This is a genomic window from Saccharicrinis sp. GN24d3 (assembly GCF_052400645.1).
GTDB lineage: Bacteria > Bacteroidota > Bacteroidia > Bacteroidales > Marinilabiliaceae > Saccharicrinis.
Genome location: NZ_JBQTGI010000012.1, coordinates 33567 through 50539, shown reverse-complemented (window position 1 = coordinate 50539; position 16973 = coordinate 33567). Strand labels below are relative to the sequence as shown.

At 40.9% G+C, this 16973-nt stretch carries 12 protein-coding genes and 1 tRNA gene; 6 read left to right on the top strand and 7 right to left on the bottom strand.

What is annotated here, in order from left to right:
- Positions 1-7 precede the first annotated feature (7 nt).
- Together ACT29I_RS15105 and ACT29I_RS15100 are read right to left on the bottom strand one after the other, a co-directional pair.
- Entirely contained in the window at positions 8-883 is an 876-nt protein-coding gene (locus ACT29I_RS15105; protein WP_430933746.1) for a M23 family metallopeptidase, read from the bottom strand.
- 78 nt (positions 884-961) lie between these two features.
- Positions 962-1034, bottom strand: a tRNA-Met gene (locus tag ACT29I_RS15100).
- Positions 1035-1564: 530 nt separating this feature from the next.
- On the opposite strand from ACT29I_RS15100, the gene ACT29I_RS15095 reads away from it, so the two are divergent.
- Positions 1565-2881 (top strand): DEAD/DEAH box helicase, encoded by a 1317-nt coding sequence (locus ACT29I_RS15095; RefSeq protein ID WP_444793858.1) that lies wholly within the window; start codon positions 1565-1567, stop codon positions 2879-2881.
- A 232-nt stretch (positions 2882-3113) separates the two neighbouring features.
- Here the strand turns inward: ACT29I_RS15095 and ACT29I_RS15090 are convergent, their stop codons facing one another.
- Positions 3114-3425 (bottom strand): hypothetical protein, encoded by a 312-nt coding sequence (locus ACT29I_RS15090; RefSeq protein WP_444793857.1) that lies wholly within the window; start codon positions 3423-3425, stop codon positions 3114-3116.
- Positions 3426-3847: 422 nt separating this feature from the next.
- Between ACT29I_RS15090 and ACT29I_RS15085 the strand changes: the two genes are divergently transcribed.
- The 5 genes from ACT29I_RS15085 (at position 3848) to ACT29I_RS15065 (ending at position 11450) form a co-directional block, all read left to right on the top strand.
- Positions 3848-5179 carry a 4Fe-4S dicluster domain-containing protein gene (locus tag ACT29I_RS15085; RefSeq protein WP_444793856.1) on the top strand — a complete coding sequence of 444 codons (1332 nt, stop codon included), beginning with the start codon at positions 3848-3850 and terminating at the stop codon, positions 5177-5179.
- Positions 5180-6184: 1005 nt separating this feature from the next.
- Positions 6185-7102, top strand: a complete 918-nt coding sequence (gene cysK / locus ACT29I_RS15080) for a cysteine synthase A (RefSeq protein ID WP_430933742.1) — start codon at positions 6185-6187, stop codon at positions 7100-7102.
- A 322-nt stretch (positions 7103-7424) separates the two neighbouring features.
- On the top strand, positions 7425-9224 hold the full coding sequence (locus ACT29I_RS15075) for an assimilatory sulfite reductase (NADPH) flavoprotein subunit (protein ID WP_444793855.1): 1800 nt from the start codon (positions 7425-7427) through the stop codon (positions 9222-9224).
- A 30-nt stretch (positions 9225-9254) separates the two neighbouring features.
- Positions 9255-10970, top strand: coding sequence for an NADPH-dependent assimilatory sulfite reductase hemoprotein subunit (locus ACT29I_RS15070; RefSeq protein ID WP_430933740.1), 1716 nt, complete (start codon positions 9255-9257; stop codon positions 10968-10970).
- A gap of 249 nt (positions 10971-11219) precedes the next feature.
- A complete protein-coding gene (locus tag ACT29I_RS15065) occupies positions 11220-11450 on the top strand; it encodes a DUF2061 domain-containing protein (protein WP_430933739.1) in 231 nt (76 codons plus the stop codon).
- A 94-nt stretch (positions 11451-11544) separates the two neighbouring features.
- Here ACT29I_RS15065 and ACT29I_RS15060 read toward each other — a convergent pair whose 3' ends face one another.
- The 4 genes from ACT29I_RS15060 to ACT29I_RS15045 form a co-directional block, all read right to left on the bottom strand.
- Positions 11545-12231 (bottom strand): T9SS type A sorting domain-containing protein, encoded by a 687-nt coding sequence (locus ACT29I_RS15060; RefSeq protein WP_444793854.1) that lies wholly within the window; start codon positions 12229-12231, stop codon positions 11545-11547.
- Positions 12232-12401: 170 nt separating this feature from the next.
- On the bottom strand, positions 12402-14594 hold the full coding sequence (locus ACT29I_RS15055) for an OmpA family protein (RefSeq protein ID WP_444793853.1): 2193 nt from the start codon (positions 14592-14594) through the stop codon (positions 12402-12404).
- Between the two features lie 143 nt (positions 14595-14737).
- Positions 14738-15688 (bottom strand): PorP/SprF family type IX secretion system membrane protein, encoded by a 951-nt coding sequence (locus ACT29I_RS15050; protein WP_444793852.1) that lies wholly within the window; start codon positions 15686-15688, stop codon positions 14738-14740.
- A gap of 75 nt (positions 15689-15763) precedes the next feature.
- A partial coding sequence (locus ACT29I_RS15045; protein ID WP_444793851.1) for a tandem-95 repeat protein occupies positions 15764-16973 on the bottom strand: 1210 nt, incomplete at its 5' end.

Genomic DNA, 16973 nt, shown 5'->3' with positions numbered 1-16973 from the left:
GCTATATTTATTCAAAAATTATGTATTCTGTAGGATCCACGGCATTGCCTTGATACCATAGTTCAAAATGAAGGTGTGGCCCCGTGGTTAACTCCCCCGAATTGCCCACATTGGCAATGGCCTCACCAGCTGCTATTTTATCGCCTGATTTTTTCAGCAACTTTGAGTTATGCTTGTATACAGATAACAAATCGCTACTATGCTGAACCATCATGGTATATCCCGTTTCAACCGTCCATCCGGAAAAAATAATCGTTCCGTCCATAATTGACAGTACCGTTTCGCCAGGTTTGGAAACGATGTCGATTCCGTAATGACTTTCACTTTCCCTAAATTTCTTGACCACAATACCTTTTAATGGGGAATAAAAATAAATCTGGTTCAGTTCCGGGATCTTTTTTTCATCGGGCAAAACCGATAGATTAAATTTTTCTTCGGCCTCCACCTGCTGCCTGAAAGCTTCATCCTCTTTGCTTTTTTCAAAGCTCACTTTTTGCGGTTTCCCACCCCCGGTATCATCCAAGGTTTCTTCTTCCGAATAGGGCACTTCTCCTTGCACAACAGACTTGATGGATTGAAAAAACCGGTCTCGTTTTTCAATCTCCGAAATTAACGAGTCTACCCTGTTAACGTTGCGCACCATCATCCTGCGCTGGTTTCCATCAGGGTAACCCGGAATATACTCCCTAAGGCCGGTATATGCAATTAAAAGAATAATTAACAACACTAATATTATCGCGGAAGAACCCACCACGGTAAACACATTTAATCTTGACAATCGCATTTGCCATACCTCTTCGTAAGTCTGCTCGTTGAATATGGCCAAACGATACTTGTTGCGTAATTTCCGGAAAAAGTTCTTTTTGACTTCTGGTTTGCTCATCGAATTGTAATCATCGTGAATAAGATGATGGCAAAGTTAAAAAAAAGCCGAAAGAAACAAATCTTTCGGCTTTAATAGTAGCGGGAGCCAGACTCGAACTGACGACCTTTGGGTTATGAGCCCAACGAGCTACCAACTGCTCCATCCCGCAATATATTTTCAACTTAGATAGTTTCCTTTTTTGCGGTTGCAAAGATAGAGTGTTTTATTGAAGAAACCAAACAAAATTAGCAAAAACATAACACCAAACATACATTTAATATAAAAAAACATCCCAAAAACCTAAATTACAATCAGTTTTACCAATATAAATAATGACTCTGACAGTTTTTACTTATCAAACATTACCTCGTGCAGGTGTTTTCATTGCGAGTTAAGACTATCATTGACTACCAAACACCATGCTTCCCCCTGGAATTCCGCTTGATAGTTGACATTCACAGGAGCATACTTTGCTATGTCATTTCTAGCAAGCGTGATTTAACCCCTTCCAGCTTTTCACTTAAATTCCCGGTTACTACAAATTCTTTGTCAAACGCCAACCTAGTGGTATTAATTTTAATTCAAGCTGCTGAAATGTCATTTTAATTTCCTAATTCCATTTAAATGCAGAACATAGGGGTAGGGACAAATATGCCTGAGGGGTATTTCTATCTCGTTTCTTGAACGTATCTTTGCGACATGCGAAAAAACAGAACGGAATATTTAAAAAAGCTAGGTATTACATCCCTCAACCCGATGCAAGTGAAGTCTATTGAACTGATCGACAACAATACCGATCTGGTACTGCTGTCCCCAACAGGCTCGGGGAAGACACTGGCATTTTTACTTCCATTAATTGACAAAATACAGCACAACACCGAAAGAACCCAATTGCTCATCCTGGCACCCGCCCGCGAATTGGCGCTTCAGATTGAGCAAGTTGTAAAAAGCTTGGGTGCCGGGTGTAAGGTTTTATGCTGCTATGGTGGGCATATGATTCAAACCGAAAGAAACAGTTTAAAGCATCCGCCAGAAATTATCGTTGGAACGCCCGGTAGAATTGCAGACCACGTAAGACGTGGCCATATTTCAACGCAACACATCAAACATTTGGTTTTAGACGAGTTCGACAAAGCACTGGAACTTGGTTTTCAGAGCGAGATGCAAGAAATAATTGGAGAACTTAAAGCTGTTAGGCAACGAATACTAACCTCGGCAACCAACATGAAAGAGATCCCATGGTTTGTGCGATTAAAAAAACATGACACACTGGACTTCCTTCCTAAAGAACAAATTCAAGAAAACCTGACCTTAAAAGCTATACGTTCCGATGGCAAAGACAAACTGGAAGCTTTTTACAAGTTGGCCTGTATGTTAGGCAACGAACCGATGGTTGCATTTGTAAACCACCGGGATGCCGCTGACCGAATTAGCGATCATTTAACTGACATGGGACTGGCGCATGACGTTTTTCATGGCGGACTAAAACAAGAAGATCGGGAGCGCGCCCTTATCAAATTCAGAAATGGGAGTCATCACTTGCTACTTACTACAGATCTAGCTTCCCGCGGCCTGGACATTCCAGATATTAAATTTGTGATTCACTATCACCTGCCAAAGGAAAAAGAAGCTTTTATACACCGTAACGGACGCACTGCACGAATGAAAGCTTCCGGAATAGCCTACCTAATTCTGGCAGAACAAGAGCAGATTCCTGAATTTATTGAAGGAGAATTGCAGTTTGACGTACTCAGTTCAAATGCCACTCTCCCTTCACCTCCCGATTGGCAAACCATTTACGTGGATCATGGGAAGAAAGACAAAATCAACAAAATTGATATCGTTGGTTTATTCTTAAAAAAAGGAAAACTGAAAAAAGACGAACTGGGGTTAATTGACGTTTTGGATCACTCTGCCTTTGTAGCTGTGCAAAGGAATAAAGTAAAACAGCTCATGGATTTACTGAGAAACGAAAAAATAAAAGGAAAAAAATTGAGAGTAAGGGTTTCGAGATAGAAACCGGAGACAGGAAAAGGGAGACGGATGTTTAATGTCTCGAAGCCTTTTTCTCATCTTCCGGAAAGGAATTTGCTTCGCCAATCTTCTCTTTCTCAATCCGCGAATTTTGATGTTCTTGGTTTTCCGCAGAAAAACAAACGACCGTTAAATGGGAGAACATAAAAAAGTGCATCATAACGATGCACATTCTCTTCTCATTTTCTGGCAGGTTGTTCCTAATGCGTTTGTACTACATTTTTGAACCATCTTCCTGATAGAAGAAATCTTGTACGGCACCTTCCGCATCTTTTACACTGATTTTATAAACAACAGTGCCATCCTCCTTTTCAGCTAAATAAGCCTTGTAAATAGCTGCACCTTCGTTTTCTTTTGCAAATGCGTCAGAAACCTCCTGAGGGATCTTATCTAGTGTTATCTCAGTAAATGTTAATTCATCAACAGTAACACTAGATTGAGCTTGCTCTAACTGAGGGTTAGGAGTGGCCCATAAAGCCGTTGCACCAATGCATGCCACAAAGGCCATCATTACAATACTTTTCATTTTCTTTTTTTTAAATGGTTAATAAAAATTTGGATACTCGTAACTACCGTATTGCCTAATTATATATAAAAGCAGTGCCAACCTTAAAGCCGCAACCGCAATCACCCACCCAACCAGCTAATACTGTGCATATTGAGCTATACTTAGCAACTTGCCAAATTTTAATTCGCCAACAATAAATGTAGACCTGCCACCCCACCGTGTTGAAATTATTGGGGTTTACATTCAACACTTCAGACATGGTGAACCTTTACCAATCTGCCCCGAATATATCCCATTGAATATCGAACCGGTTAGGGAATGTTTTTCCATCGTGTCCGAATCGACATTTCAAATCGATTGGATTGATTGCTTCAAAAGTCACATCAATGAAGCAGTATTGGAAATATTAGTTAAGTTTAAGCACCAATTAGCGTAAGATTATGATTCAAATTATTTATTTCATTTTAGCCGCTTTAAACTCCAGCTTCTTTATTTGGTACGCAATGGTTAGCTATAGCGAGAAGGAACCCCTGGCCACCATGCGAAGTTTGTTATTGGCCATCACTTCGCCTATTCCCTTTATAGCTGCCGGCTATTTGCCCCAAGAAACTGGATTAACTATTTTGATAATCCTCCTTACCCTGACCATTGTGGCCGCTGTACTTTTTTATATTCCTTTCAAAAGACTTGCGGTCGAAAATGAATCATCGGGATATAGAATTGATGAGCGAAACACCATGTTCTCGCGGCTGGAAATAACCCAATCGCCAGAAAAAACAAAGACATATTATGCCGAAAATCCTGAACACCTGGCATTAGACAAAAAATGGCAAATTAAGCATGGACTTATGAGCTCCTCCTCATCCATGTATGAGGTCAAGGCTTTTGCTGCGGCCGAGGCCAGTTTTAATGTGATTGCGTCATTGCGAAACTCTGTGTCCCCTGCCCCATTAGCCATAAAAAAGATCCTGAATACAAAAGATGCCACTGTTTTTATAAAAAACTGGGCTAAAAAACTGGGCGCTATCGATGCAGGCGTCTGCGAATTAAAACCCTATCATTTCTATTCTCATCGAGGACGCGGAAAGGTTTACGGAGATAAAGTCGAAATCCATCATCAATATGGAATTGCCATAACCGTTGAAATGGACAAAGACTATCTTGCAGCCGGACCGGCAGCACCAACTTTAATGGAATCGGCACAGCAATACTTAAACTCCGGAAGCATCGCCCTGCAATTGGCTCACTTTTGTGCCAATATGGGATATTCGGCCCGTGCACATATCGATGGCAATTACGAGGTGGTCTGTCCGCTAGTCGCCCGCGATGCCGGACTGGGCGAAATTGGGCGCATGGGATTGTTGATGACCCACTCCTTAGGCCCAAGGGTAAGGATTGCCGTAATAACAACCGACATGCCTTTACTGGCGGATGACAGAAAGCATGACGCCACAGTCCTTGATTTTTGCGACATATGTAAAAAATGCGCCGAGGTATGCCCGGGGCAAGCCATTCCAACCGATGACAAAAAGGAAATCCATGGCATCAGACGATGGCAAATCAATCAGGAAGAATGTTTTAGTTATTGGTGCACCACAGGAACGGACTGCGGCAGATGCATGAGCGTATGCCCATATTCCCATCCTAACAACAGGTTACACAACCTGGTCAGATGGGGCATTAAAAAATCATGGCTATTCCGAAGGATGGCGCTATGGATGGATGACTTTTTTTATGGGAGAAAACCGAAACCTATTAAACTCAAGTTTTAAAACACTCTTTGCGAAGCAAACACATTCCATCACCTACCGACAAGGACTACAAAATCTAATCCTTAAGTTTTTCAGGTTCTTTCATAGAACAACCAGCCCCTATCTATCCAAGTCAATTTTATGGGTAAAGAACCGGATTATTCGAAAATTTAACGATGCAGATTACGCTATACATTTGGCTTTTTTGCATATGTCAGGGCATGCTCCAGATACGTTTACCATTCCGATTCTTCCCGCATGCATCTCATGGTTTATCGTTATATCATCGACAACCTTGTTCAAAAACACCTTTATTAATTCTTTGTGCTAAATTACTAAGGTTTGTATTTTTCTTTTTTTTTGCGGGCATGCAAACCGGCTCTTTGTACGCATTAAAAGAAACGCAATTTCCTATTCTTTACACTAATAACATCATTGCATCCTGAGAAAACGGCGCCGCAGGAATGCCGATGGCCCTGCACTTTAATCTCTAATGCGAATCAGAGTTGAACCCTTTCAGGGTACCCGGACTACATGATTATGTATCCACGGGTTTCACCCGCGGTTATTCATATTAAACCCCATTCGGGGTTTTTTATGAGGCTTGATTATATCTTTGTTGATATAAGAATTCATATAAATCAACCACGGAGTGGTTAAACTTTGAATAACCCTGGGTGAAACCCAGGGAAAAAAGGCAATGGAATCACAACCCTGAATGGGTTGAACTTTTATTCTAACACTTGATTCGAATGACTAATGATTACCCGGATATGAGAGCATCATGACGGCCACACTCCTACTTATTTAGTAGGCATAATCGTCGAAGCAACCAACAACATAAGATACCGCACGTAACCCGCTGAATACATACACGTTCGAATACATCCTCATATTTTCTTGTTCTTTTTGCCTACTTTTTTAATATGCTTTAAGCAGCTAAATCACTTTTTTTTAAAATAATCATCTCCTATTTTTGCACCTGACAATAAACAAATACTAGAATTATAAACAAAAACAACAATTATGAGTGGGATTGCAAATAGTACTACTGATTTAATAGGAAATACTCCTTTGGTACACATAAACAAACTAAATGAAGGTAAAGCCGAGGTAGTGGCCAAATTGGAATTTTTTAATCCGGCCAGCTCTGTCAAGGACAGAATTGCACTTGCCATGATCGAAGACGCCGAAAAAAGCGGCCAACTCAACAAAGACACAGTCATTATTGAACCAACCAGCGGAAACACAGGCGTTGGTCTTGCTTTGGTTTCTGCGGTAAAAGGTTACAAGCTGATTTTAACCATGCCCGAAAGCATGAGTATTGAGCGTAGAAAGTTACTTAAGAAATTTGGTGCCGAGTTGGTATTAACGCCTGCTGCAAAAGGCATGAAAGGGGCCATTGAAAAAGCAGAGGAATTGGCTAACGAGCATAAAAAATCCTTTATCCCACAGCAATTTAACAACCCTGCGAATCCTTCAATCCACAGAAATACCACTGCTGAAGAAATATGGAAAGATACGGATGGAAACATTGATGTATTTGTTTCTGGCGTTGGTACCGGAGGAACCATTACGGGCGTTGGTGAAGTGCTTAAAGAGAAAAACCCGGAGCTGAAAGTAATTGCAGTTGAACCGGTAGATTCTCCGGTTATCTCCGGGGGACAACCAGGGCCGCATAAAATACAAGGAATTGGGGCCGGTTTTATACCTACCAACTTAAATACAGATGTGATTGACGAAGTGGTAAAGGTTAGCAACGAAGACGCCATTCAAACAAGCCATCATGCCGCTATTAACGAAGGACTGTTATGCGGCTACTCTTCGGGAGCAGCATTATGGGCAGCGCTTAGTGTAGCAGAAAGGGAAGAATTTAAAGGAAAGAGAATTGTAGTATTATTGCCCGATACCGGCGAAAGGTACTTAAGCAATTTCGAGATTTAAACGAGACCAGTCATTAGAAACTGGAAAGATTCCTTAATGTCAGCAGGCATCATCGGTCCCGATTGCTATTGGGACCGAGAATCTTACATTGCTGTTAAAGTAATATTTAGATTTTGTTAATCGAACTGGCATTTAGATGAAGCGTAATGACAATTTTGGGTTGAATCTTATCATTACTTTTTTTTCCGCACACCCTAACCTATGAAGATAATTTAAAATTGTTTTCACTCTTCCGACCACTCCTTTATAATAGAATTTTTAACCTTGCACTGTTCAGAACAAATTGAACAGCCATTGGTTTGTCATTTATTTAGACAAGATTATGATTGACGCTATAAGTAAAATATTTTCGCAAGAGCAAATAACTCAAGCAAAACAACTTTATGAGGGCTTGACGGACGAGCAACGGTTTTGGTTATCGGGTTATCTGGCCGGACTTAACCAGACCGGAGGCTTTTTAAACGGGGCATTGCAAAAGAACGGTTCCGCGGCCCATGGCACCAACGGAACTCCAAATGTTGCCGTGGCCAACAAACTAAGTATAATTTACGGCACCCATACCGGAAACTCCAAATTGATAGCCGAAAAATTCTCTGCTTTGGCAGAGGCAAAAGGGATTGAGGTTTCGTTGTGCAGTATGCCCGAATACAAGAACCGCAAACTTAAAGAGGAAAAAAACCTCCTTGTCATCGTCTCAACACATGGCGAAGGTGACCCTCCAGCTTCGGCGGAAGATTTTTATAGTTATATTTTTGGCAAAAAAGCACCCAAAGTAAACGATCTAAATTTTGCCGTCATCGCCTTGGGAGATAGTAGTTATATCAACTACTGCCAGACCGGACGTGATATTTTCAATCAACTGAAAACCCTAGGGTCGACCGATGTACACGAATTAATTGAGCTGGACATAGATTTTAAGGAGCAGCTTGGTCAGATCTTGCCAAACTTAGCCAATAAGTTTGCCTCCATAAACGGTTCAGCCGTAAACATAGCTACAACCGCTGCAAATCTTGATTTTGATAACGACAAATGGGTTGAAGTAGAAGTTCTTGACAAAACACTTTTAAACGGCAAGGGATCTAACAAAAAAACCTACCATATAGAATTGGATATTGAAGATACCGGCATCAGCTACTTACCTGGAGACGCCTTGGAAATTCAAGCCGACAATGATGACAAACTGGTTTTGGCCATATTGTTAAAGTTGAACATTAAGGAAAGCGAGGTGATTAATATCGATGGCAATCAGATTAATGTGAAGGAGGCCTTAAAAACCAAGTATGAAATCACAACAATAACAGCCCCGGTTCTTAAAAAATATGCCGAATTCGCCAAAAACGACAAACTTTCGGCCATTCTCGAGGATACAAGCAAGCTTGCTGATTTTCTTTATGGACTGGATTTCTTAGACCTATTGACAGATTTCCCTGCGCCATTAAAAGCTACCGATCTGCCAACCCTATTGCGAAAATTACCGGCACGAGTATACTCTATATCTTCCAGTTACGATTATAACCCCGACGAGGTTCACGTTACTGTTAGTGCAGTTAAGTACCATTTAAACAATAGGGAACACCTTGGCGTATGTTCCAGCTTTTTAGCGGACAGAATTAACATTGGTGATCACGTTTCGGTGCGGGTAAAGAAAAATGAGGGTTTCCGGTTACCGGCTAATGATGCCAAATTAATAATGGTAGGCCCCGGTACCGGGATAGCGCCTTTCAGGTCATTCCTGCAACAGCGCGAAAATGACGAAGCTAGCGGCGACAACTGGCTTTTCTTTGGCGACCAGCATTTCGAGACAGACTTCTTGTATCAGACCGAAATGCTTCATCTCAGAAAGAAAGGATTGCTGTCGGATATTGATGTCGCTTTCTCAAGGGACCAGGAAGATAAAATATATGTGCAGCACCGCCTACAAGAAAAAGGGGAGAAGGTGTACAAATGGCTGGAGGAAGGCGCCTATTTTTATTTATGCGGCGACATGAGGAACATGGCCAAAGATGTAAAAGCCGAACTACTCAACATCATTGAACAACACGGGAGCAAAACGAAGGAAGAAGCAAATGCTTACTTGAAAAACTTGACCGCTGAAAAACGATTTCAGGAAGACGTTTATTAGTGATATGACTAAAAATTAAAAAAAAGACTCATGGCCGAAATTATAGAAAACGAAATACTACCGTCCTGGAATCCCTCTGACGTAGAAAGGATTAAAACCCAAAGTAACTTTTTAAGAGGAACCCTTGAAAAGAGTTTAAACGACATAGTCACCGGAGCTATTGCCGAGGATGACACGCAACTTATCAAGTTTCATGGCAGTTATCAGCAAACCGATAGGGACCTGGATGTGGAACGTAAAAAACAGAAACTTGAGCCTCTGTACAGTTTTATGATCCGGGTGCGCATACCCGGAGGTTTGGCATCAGCCGAGCAATGGATAGCTTTCGATGAGCTTTCAAAAACGCACGCCAACAACACGCTTAAACTAACCACACGGCAAGCCTTTCAATTTCATGGGGTAATAAAACGGAAGCTGAAAGAAACCATGCAGCATATTAACGAATCCTTACTGGATTCTATTGCGGCTTGTGGAGATGTAAACAGAAACGTGATGTGCACCACCAATGAGGCTATGTCGCCATTGGTTCCGGCAGCCTATCAAATGGCCAAGGACATCAGCGCTCATCTGCTGCCCAGAACCACTGCCTACCATGAAATATGGTTAGACAAAAAATTGCTGGTAGACGGAAAACAAGATGAAGAGCCTATTTATGGCAAGACCTATCTTCCCCGCAAATTTAAGATTGCCATTGGTATTCCTCCTTATAACGACACGGATATCTTTTCCAACGATATTGGACTCATTGCCATAGGGAAAGGAGATCGTCTACAGGGATTTAATTTGGCGATTGGCGGAGGATTGGGTATGACTTTTACGGAACAAGGCACCTATCCAAGACTTGGGGATATAGTAGGCTATGTACCTTACGACAAAACCCTTGAAGTAATAGAGGAAATTGTAAAACTGCAACGCGACTATGGTAACCGGGAAAACAGAAGGCAAGCACGCTTAAAATATACAGTTGACCGTATAGGCCCCACCAACTTTAAAGGTTTGTTGGAAAAAAGATTAGGTTACAAACTCGAAAAATCAAAACCATACAACTTCAAAACCAATGGTGATTTATTTGGCTGGAAAAAGGCAAAAAGCGGCAAATGGTTCCTGGGCTTATATGTGGAACATGGAAGAGTAAAGGATTCCGATGGTCAGTTACTAAAAACAGGGCTCAGAAAAATTGCGGAACTAAAGAAATGCGATTTCAGGCTGACCGGTAACCAAGGCCTGGTATTGGGCGCCATAAACGATGAGGACAAGAAGCAAATAGAATTGCTGCTGAAAGAATATAAAATTTGGCCCATCGGCAATTTAAGTGGTGCCCGCAAGCATGCAATAGCCTGTGTTGCATTAAACACATGTACCATGGCCTTTTCCGAAGCTGAACGCTACCTACCCTCACTAATGGATAAAATAGAGGTTATTCTTGCGGATAACGACCTTACCAAAGAGGATATCTTAATACGTATGACCGGATGCCCTAATGGTTGTGGCAGGCCTTTCCTTGGGGAAATTGGTTTTGTAGGCCGATCTTTAGGAAGGTACAACATGTATTTGGGGGCAGGATTTACGGGAGACAGACTAAATACCTTGTATAAAGAAACGCTGTCTGAGGACGAAATACTAGATGAGCTTAAGGTATTACTGGGCCGATATGCCTCAGAAAGGGAAAAAGGCGAGCGTTTTGGCGATTTTGTTGGAAGAGTGGGTATCATTCAACACCAAAGTCAGATTAAAGAGTTAGAATAAATAACCGTTATGCCCGGTTTATCGTATTAGAATTACGTAATGAGCATTTAAAATACCATAAAACAAGGCGTTGCTGAAACGAGGCAAAACAATACTCCGGAGTGTTGAAGCAACGTAGTGAAACGCCTTATTTTGAAGTCGTTTAATTGCGTCATAGGATTTCTAATTCATATGGCGGGGTTTAATAAGTTCAATTCCGATTATTGAAAGCTTACCAGCATATGCTGATAATGAAATGGGTATAATCTTATGAAGGAAAAAAGATATAGAACATTAATTAAAACCATCTCGTGGCGGGTCACGGGCACTATTGACACTTTTTTGGTTGCATACCTGATAACAGGTAAAGTTGGTGTTGCAGCGTCCATAGGAGGGGTGGAGGTTTTTACAAAACTACTCTTGTACTATTGGCACGAAAGAGCCTGGAACAGGATAAACTACGGAAAAACAAAACCGAAAGAACCGGAATATTTTATTTGATAACAAACTAACTTTTTTACCTTTTCCTGTTACCGGCTTTTGGCCTTTTCGTATTGGGCGATAATATCATGGGGCGTTGCCCCATGCATTGTTATTAAAAGCTTGCAACCCGGCTTAAACAACACAAACCTAAACTATTATTTTTTATCACCCTTATTTTAAATCGACCCACCACCAAAACATAAACTCCATTCGTCAGATTAGACAAATCGATTTTGTCTGATTCCAGCTGTCCGTCCATTACCATATTGCCGGTTACACTAAACACTTTGAATTTACTTCCAGATTCAATCCCGGAAATATTGACAAAATCCCTGGTTGGATTTGGCCAAGCAGAAAACTTCGTTTTTTCACCATACCTGATATCGGTGGCTGTTTGTGCCGATGTTGTAAACGACAGCACCTCTCCATATTCATAACCAAGCAAATTATATGCATAAGCCCTGAAATAATAGGTAGTATTGGGCAACAACCCTTCTACCGTTTTGCTAAAATGCGTATCCACTGTCGTGTTCACATCAACTACCACATTTTCTCCCCCAAATTCAGGTCCGGTTTCTGTATTTGAGTATAAAACGCCTCGTGCAGAAATTGCAGAACCTCCATCATCAGTTATTTGACCTCCCAACATAGCTGAGGTAGCCATTACCGAGGAAGCTTCACTCGTTGTTAATACAGGATACGAGATAATAATTTGCGCTCGCAGACTTGTTGCTAAAAAAATAAATGCAGATAAAAAGGCAGCTTTCGTTAGCGCCAAAGAAGTAAAGCGTTTCTTCATATTGTCCCTTTAAAAAAATTAGAATACGTAACCAATGGTATAAAAAAGCCCCCGATAACCTTACACAAAATCAATGCCGAATAAAGGGAAGCTTACCCCTCCCCTTTATCTCTCTGGTCACCCACAACCTATTCTATCTCTTTATTGCCCAGGCGACAAAGTGTTATACTTTACATTGCAACTATAGTTACCTCGCTTCTTCTGTTTGCCTGATGCTCTTCTTCTGAACACTGCACCCCATCGGCACACTTATTTTTTAATTGGTTTTCACCATATCCTTTGGCGACCATACGGTTTCTGGCAATTCCTCTTTCCTCCATAAAGTCTACTGCCGACTGGGCTCTTTTTTGCGACAAAACCTGGTTGCTTATGGCAGAGCCTCTTGCATCGGTATGGGATCCCAATTCAATTTTAATTTCAGGATTATCTTTTAAGAATTGTATCATATCTTCTAATTCAATCGCTGCATCTTCCCTGATGTTCCACTTGCCCAAATCGTAAAGGATTTGTATTTCTATACTCTTACCAACTTCGGCTTTTTCAAGCTCCAGTTCCATAAATTCATTTATATTTACACAACCCGTATCCCTTCCAGCGGTAGAGTATTGGACACGTTTGGTAAAGAATCCTTTTTTGGTAAATACAAAATCGTAATCGGTTTCGGGCTGAAGCCGGGTTTTAAACCTGCCATCCCATCCGCTCACAATACTTGTTTCAGTTCCTGATTTTGGTTGCATTTTTAAGGTTACTTCCGGGATCGGTTTCATATCCGGCAGCAAAAACACATTACCAAAAATCCCCCAATACGGCCGAGGTTTTAAAGCCATTTCAAACTCCGCCGTTTCCTCCAACAAGCTAATGGTTTCGTTATACGGGAAGTAACCTTGAGCGGTCACATCTGCCGTAATACTTGAAATATCATCCACTTCGGTACTTAACATACCATTTTCATCCGTCATCACCTCACCTACCAACTTGCCACTTGAATCAGTTAGCACAACGGGAGTGTTGGCAATTACCTGTCGGGTATTTTTATCTATCAATTTACCCTTCAATGCTTTTTTAAAGGTTATTTCTTTCAACACCTTAAAGCGATATATATCATCATCACCCTTACCCCCTTCACGGTTCGATGAAAAATACCCATTTATTCCATCATCGGCCAAAAACATTCCGAAATCGTCCTTTTTGCTGTTGAGCGGATATCCCATATTTTTAACTTGATAAGCGCCTGCTCTTAATTCGGCAACATAAATGTCAAGTCCCCCCACACCCACTCTTCCATTGGAAGCAAAATATATTTTTCCGCTTTTATGAACAAATGGAAACATCTCATTACCCTCCGTATTTAAATCGCTAAGGTTAACCGGCTCTCCCCAAGAATCACCTTCTCTGGCAACATAATAGATATCGCTACCACCTTTTCCCTTGGGCATATCCGAACTAAAATAAAGTTTAGTTCCGTTGGGTGACAAACAGGCGTGACCGCAAGAATAATCCTTGTTGTTAAACGGAAGCTCCTCCGGTTTCATCCATGTTCCATCGGTAACCTTCGACGATTTTAATATCCGAAGGTTATTGTACCCTCCCTTAGCTCTTCCTTTGGTATTGATGAATGAATGAAATGTATTTCGCGTAATAAAAAGTTCGTTTCCATCCGGGCTGATAAAAACAGGTCCATCGTGATACATACTTCTTAACTCAGATGCGCATAATTTAGGATTGGAAAAACCACCATCCCTGACCTTTGTTTTTAACACATTCAGGTAAGGGGTTTCTTTCCAAGCATATTCGCGCTTAATAATATAATCTAAATCACGGGCAGATGCGAAATACACCTCATCGTCAAATACGAAAGGTGCAAAGTCGGATTGAGGAGAATTAAAGCTTACTTCTTCAATCAGGTATCTCTCTTCTGCTAGTATCTTTTCAATTTTAGGTAAGGCGTTCAACAACTCAACAGCTCTTGAATCCATAGGACTGCGCTCTTTGTATTTAGCCATCATCCTATCTGCTTCGCCATATTTACCATTGTACTTGAGTGCTTGCGCATACAAGAACAAGGCATCATCGCTCAAACTATCTGTTAAGATGGAAGAAAAAGCGGCCTCACTCTTCATGGTTTCGCTTACATTTAAATAAGCTGTAGCCAGCAAACTCTTAACAGAATCGGGCAGCTCGTTGTTAATGCTTATTTTTTCGTATTTAGCAATGGCTTTTGTATAGGCCATATTATCGAATGCCTTGGTTGCTCTTATTGTTCTATAGGTTGTCCACAGACTGTCGAGCTTGTTTTTGTACGTCTGACCATTTACATTTAAAGTAACAATCAATGATAATATAAATAGAAGTTTTGCTTTCATATTTTCTTTTTAATATGCCTGGGTGGATATTCCAAATAACAACTGCCTCTCGCAATAATCAGAATTACCCTAACCATCAATGCAACAAATACACCTTAAAGGAAACTATTAGTTCGCCTTTCGTCTATAAAAAATTAGGTTTGTTAAAAATATCTTGGCGAAATAACTTTTTTCTTTAAGAATCCGTCAAAATCGTAGCTCACAATAATTTCGTGCGAACCATTGTTATAACTGTTCATATTAGAGGTTGTAAAGTCATAGGAATACCCTACCATCAGTTGCTTATTCAATTGAATATTGGCCAAAAATGCCAATGCATCACCAAAACGATAGGTGGCGCCCAACCAATACTTATCGAGATACAAAACCTGGGCAGTAACATCGGTTGATGGAGGTGCGCCTTCTACCACTTTGTTAATAAAGGATGGTTTAAACTTAAAATCGTGATTAATATCGAACACATACCCTGCCATTAAAAAATAATGACGCTTTAAAGACGAAAGGTTGCCGGCCGTTGTCGTGTTTCCGTTTAAATCGGTTTGAATTAGTTTGGGGATCGAAAACCCTGCATACCATCTGTCAGTATACAAATACAAGCCAGCTCCGGCATTGGGCTTCCATCTTTGTTCTATTTTCCCACTAAAGGAGGCATCGTATCCCTCCCCTACGTTTAATTCGTTTAGGCCTACCGTATAATTATAAATACCTCCTTTAATCCCCATTGAGAGAATCATTTTTTCGGTAACATTCACCCGGTATGCATAATTAAAGTTGAAGTAAAAATTATCGACAGGGCCAATTTTATCGGAAACAATTGAAAACCCCAGTCCCATTTTATAATTGTTCAACGGTGTATGCATGGTTACAGTATGGGTTATTGGTGCTCCTTGCAGGCCAGCCCACTGAATACGCGATAAAGCCAGAATGTTCATGGCATTCCTAGTTCCTGCATAGGCCGGGTTAACAGAAACGGTATTGAACATGTATTGTGTGTACTGCGGCTCTTGCTGGGCTTTTGCCTCAAACCTGTTCAGGCTTAACAGCACAACCAGCAATGTTGTTACTAGCCTTAATATTGATGTTGATTCTTGCATGCTTTCTACATTGTTTAATTTTGAGATAATAGATAAGAGGTCCTTTTCCGCCTCTTATCTATTTAGAAATACCTATTAACGATTCAAATAAATATATCCGTTCAATTTCTTGTCGATATCGTGAATGTGGATAATATAGAAGTACGTTCCAACGGGAAGGTTCTTACCTATAGTGTAACCTACATTTGATTCCCCGTTCCAATTGTTTTCGTACTTGCTTTGCCTGTATACAACATTGCCCCAACGGTTAAATATTTCAACACTCACTTTTTTATACTGAGTTAACCAAGGAATTTGGTAGGTATCGTTATCTCCATCGTTATTCGGCGAGAATCCTTCGTACAAAGTAAGATCATCCTCGGAATAACACTTATCCGTATCGATATAATCCACTATTCCATCGTTGTCGCAATCACCCTGACTTTCTTTATTATCCAAAATGCCATCGTCATCCGAATCCTCATCCAAATAGTTTGGTATAAGATCTCCATCCGTATCTATATCTCTTTCATCTTCATCTGAGATACCATCATCGTCGGAATCTAAATCACGATAGTTTCCGTCGCCATCGCCATCTATATCATCACCCCCCTCATCCTCATCTTTGATCGTATCGTTATCAGAATCTTCATCTTTATAGTCAGGAGTTCCATCACCATCTGTATCAACATTTCCTTCTTCTTCATCGCTTAATCCATCGTCATCAGAATCTATATCGTCTTTATCAGGAATACCATCGCCATCCGTATCACCATCTCCTTCTTCTTCGTTCGAGATGCCATCATCATCATTATCAGTGTCAATAACGTTGATAAATACAGTGGCTATGGCACACGCCTGTGGCGTACCATTGTCGCACACTTCGTATTCGAAGGAATCTTCACCCGCAAATCCTTCGTCAGGAGTATAAGTATAAGTTCCATCGGAATTAATAATTAATATTCCATCAGTTGGTTCCGACACTGGCGTTGTATTAATGGTCAGATCATCTCCATCCACATCTAAATCATTTGCCAGTAGTGAAGTACCTGCCAACACCTCTCCTTCATCAACCGTAGCCTCATCATCAATGGCAACGGGTGCTGTATTGGTTGGGTTTACCGTGATAGTTACGTTAGCAGAGCTACACTCCTTCGGTGTTCCGTTGTCACAAACCTCATACGTGAAACCGTCCTCGCCTGAGAAGTTTTCATCAGGTGTGTATATATAGGTCCCGTCCGCATTGATTACCAAGGTCCCGTGTGAAGGATCAGAAACAGGCGTGGTATTAATCGTCAACCCATCC

Bases quoted from the DNA above. Each gene is read 5' to 3' on its own strand.
- ACT29I_RS15105 (WP_430933746.1), bottom strand. From the start codon at position 883: ATGAGCAAACCAGAAGTCAAAAAGAACTTTTTCCGGAAATTACGCAAC.
- ACT29I_RS15095 (WP_444793858.1), top strand. From the start codon at position 1,565: ATGCGAAAAAACAGAACGGAATATTTAAAAAAGCTAGGTATTACATCC.
- ACT29I_RS15090 (WP_444793857.1), bottom strand. From the start codon at position 3,425: ATGAAAAGTATTGTAATGATGGCCTTTGTGGCATGCATTGGTGCAACG.
- ACT29I_RS15085 (WP_444793856.1), top strand. From the start codon at position 3,848: ATGATTCAAATTATTTATTTCATTTTAGCCGCTTTAAACTCCAGCTTC.
- cysK (WP_430933742.1), top strand. From the start codon at position 6,185: ATGAGTGGGATTGCAAATAGTACTACTGATTTAATAGGAAATACTCCT.
- ACT29I_RS15075 (WP_444793855.1), top strand. From the start codon at position 7,425: ATGATTGACGCTATAAGTAAAATATTTTCGCAAGAGCAAATAACTCAA.
- ACT29I_RS15070 (WP_430933740.1), top strand. From the start codon at position 9,255: ATGGCCGAAATTATAGAAAACGAAATACTACCGTCCTGGAATCCCTCT.
- ACT29I_RS15065 (WP_430933739.1), top strand. From the start codon at position 11,220: ATGAAGGAAAAAAGATATAGAACATTAATTAAAACCATCTCGTGGCGG.
- ACT29I_RS15060 (WP_444793854.1), bottom strand. From the start codon at position 12,231: ATGAAGAAACGCTTTACTTCTTTGGCGCTAACGAAAGCTGCCTTTTTA.
- ACT29I_RS15055 (WP_444793853.1), bottom strand. From the start codon at position 14,594: ATGAAAGCAAAACTTCTATTTATATTATCATTGATTGTTACTTTAAAT.
- ACT29I_RS15050 (WP_444793852.1), bottom strand. From the start codon at position 15,688: ATGCAAGAATCAACATCAATATTAAGGCTAGTAACAACATTGCTGGTT.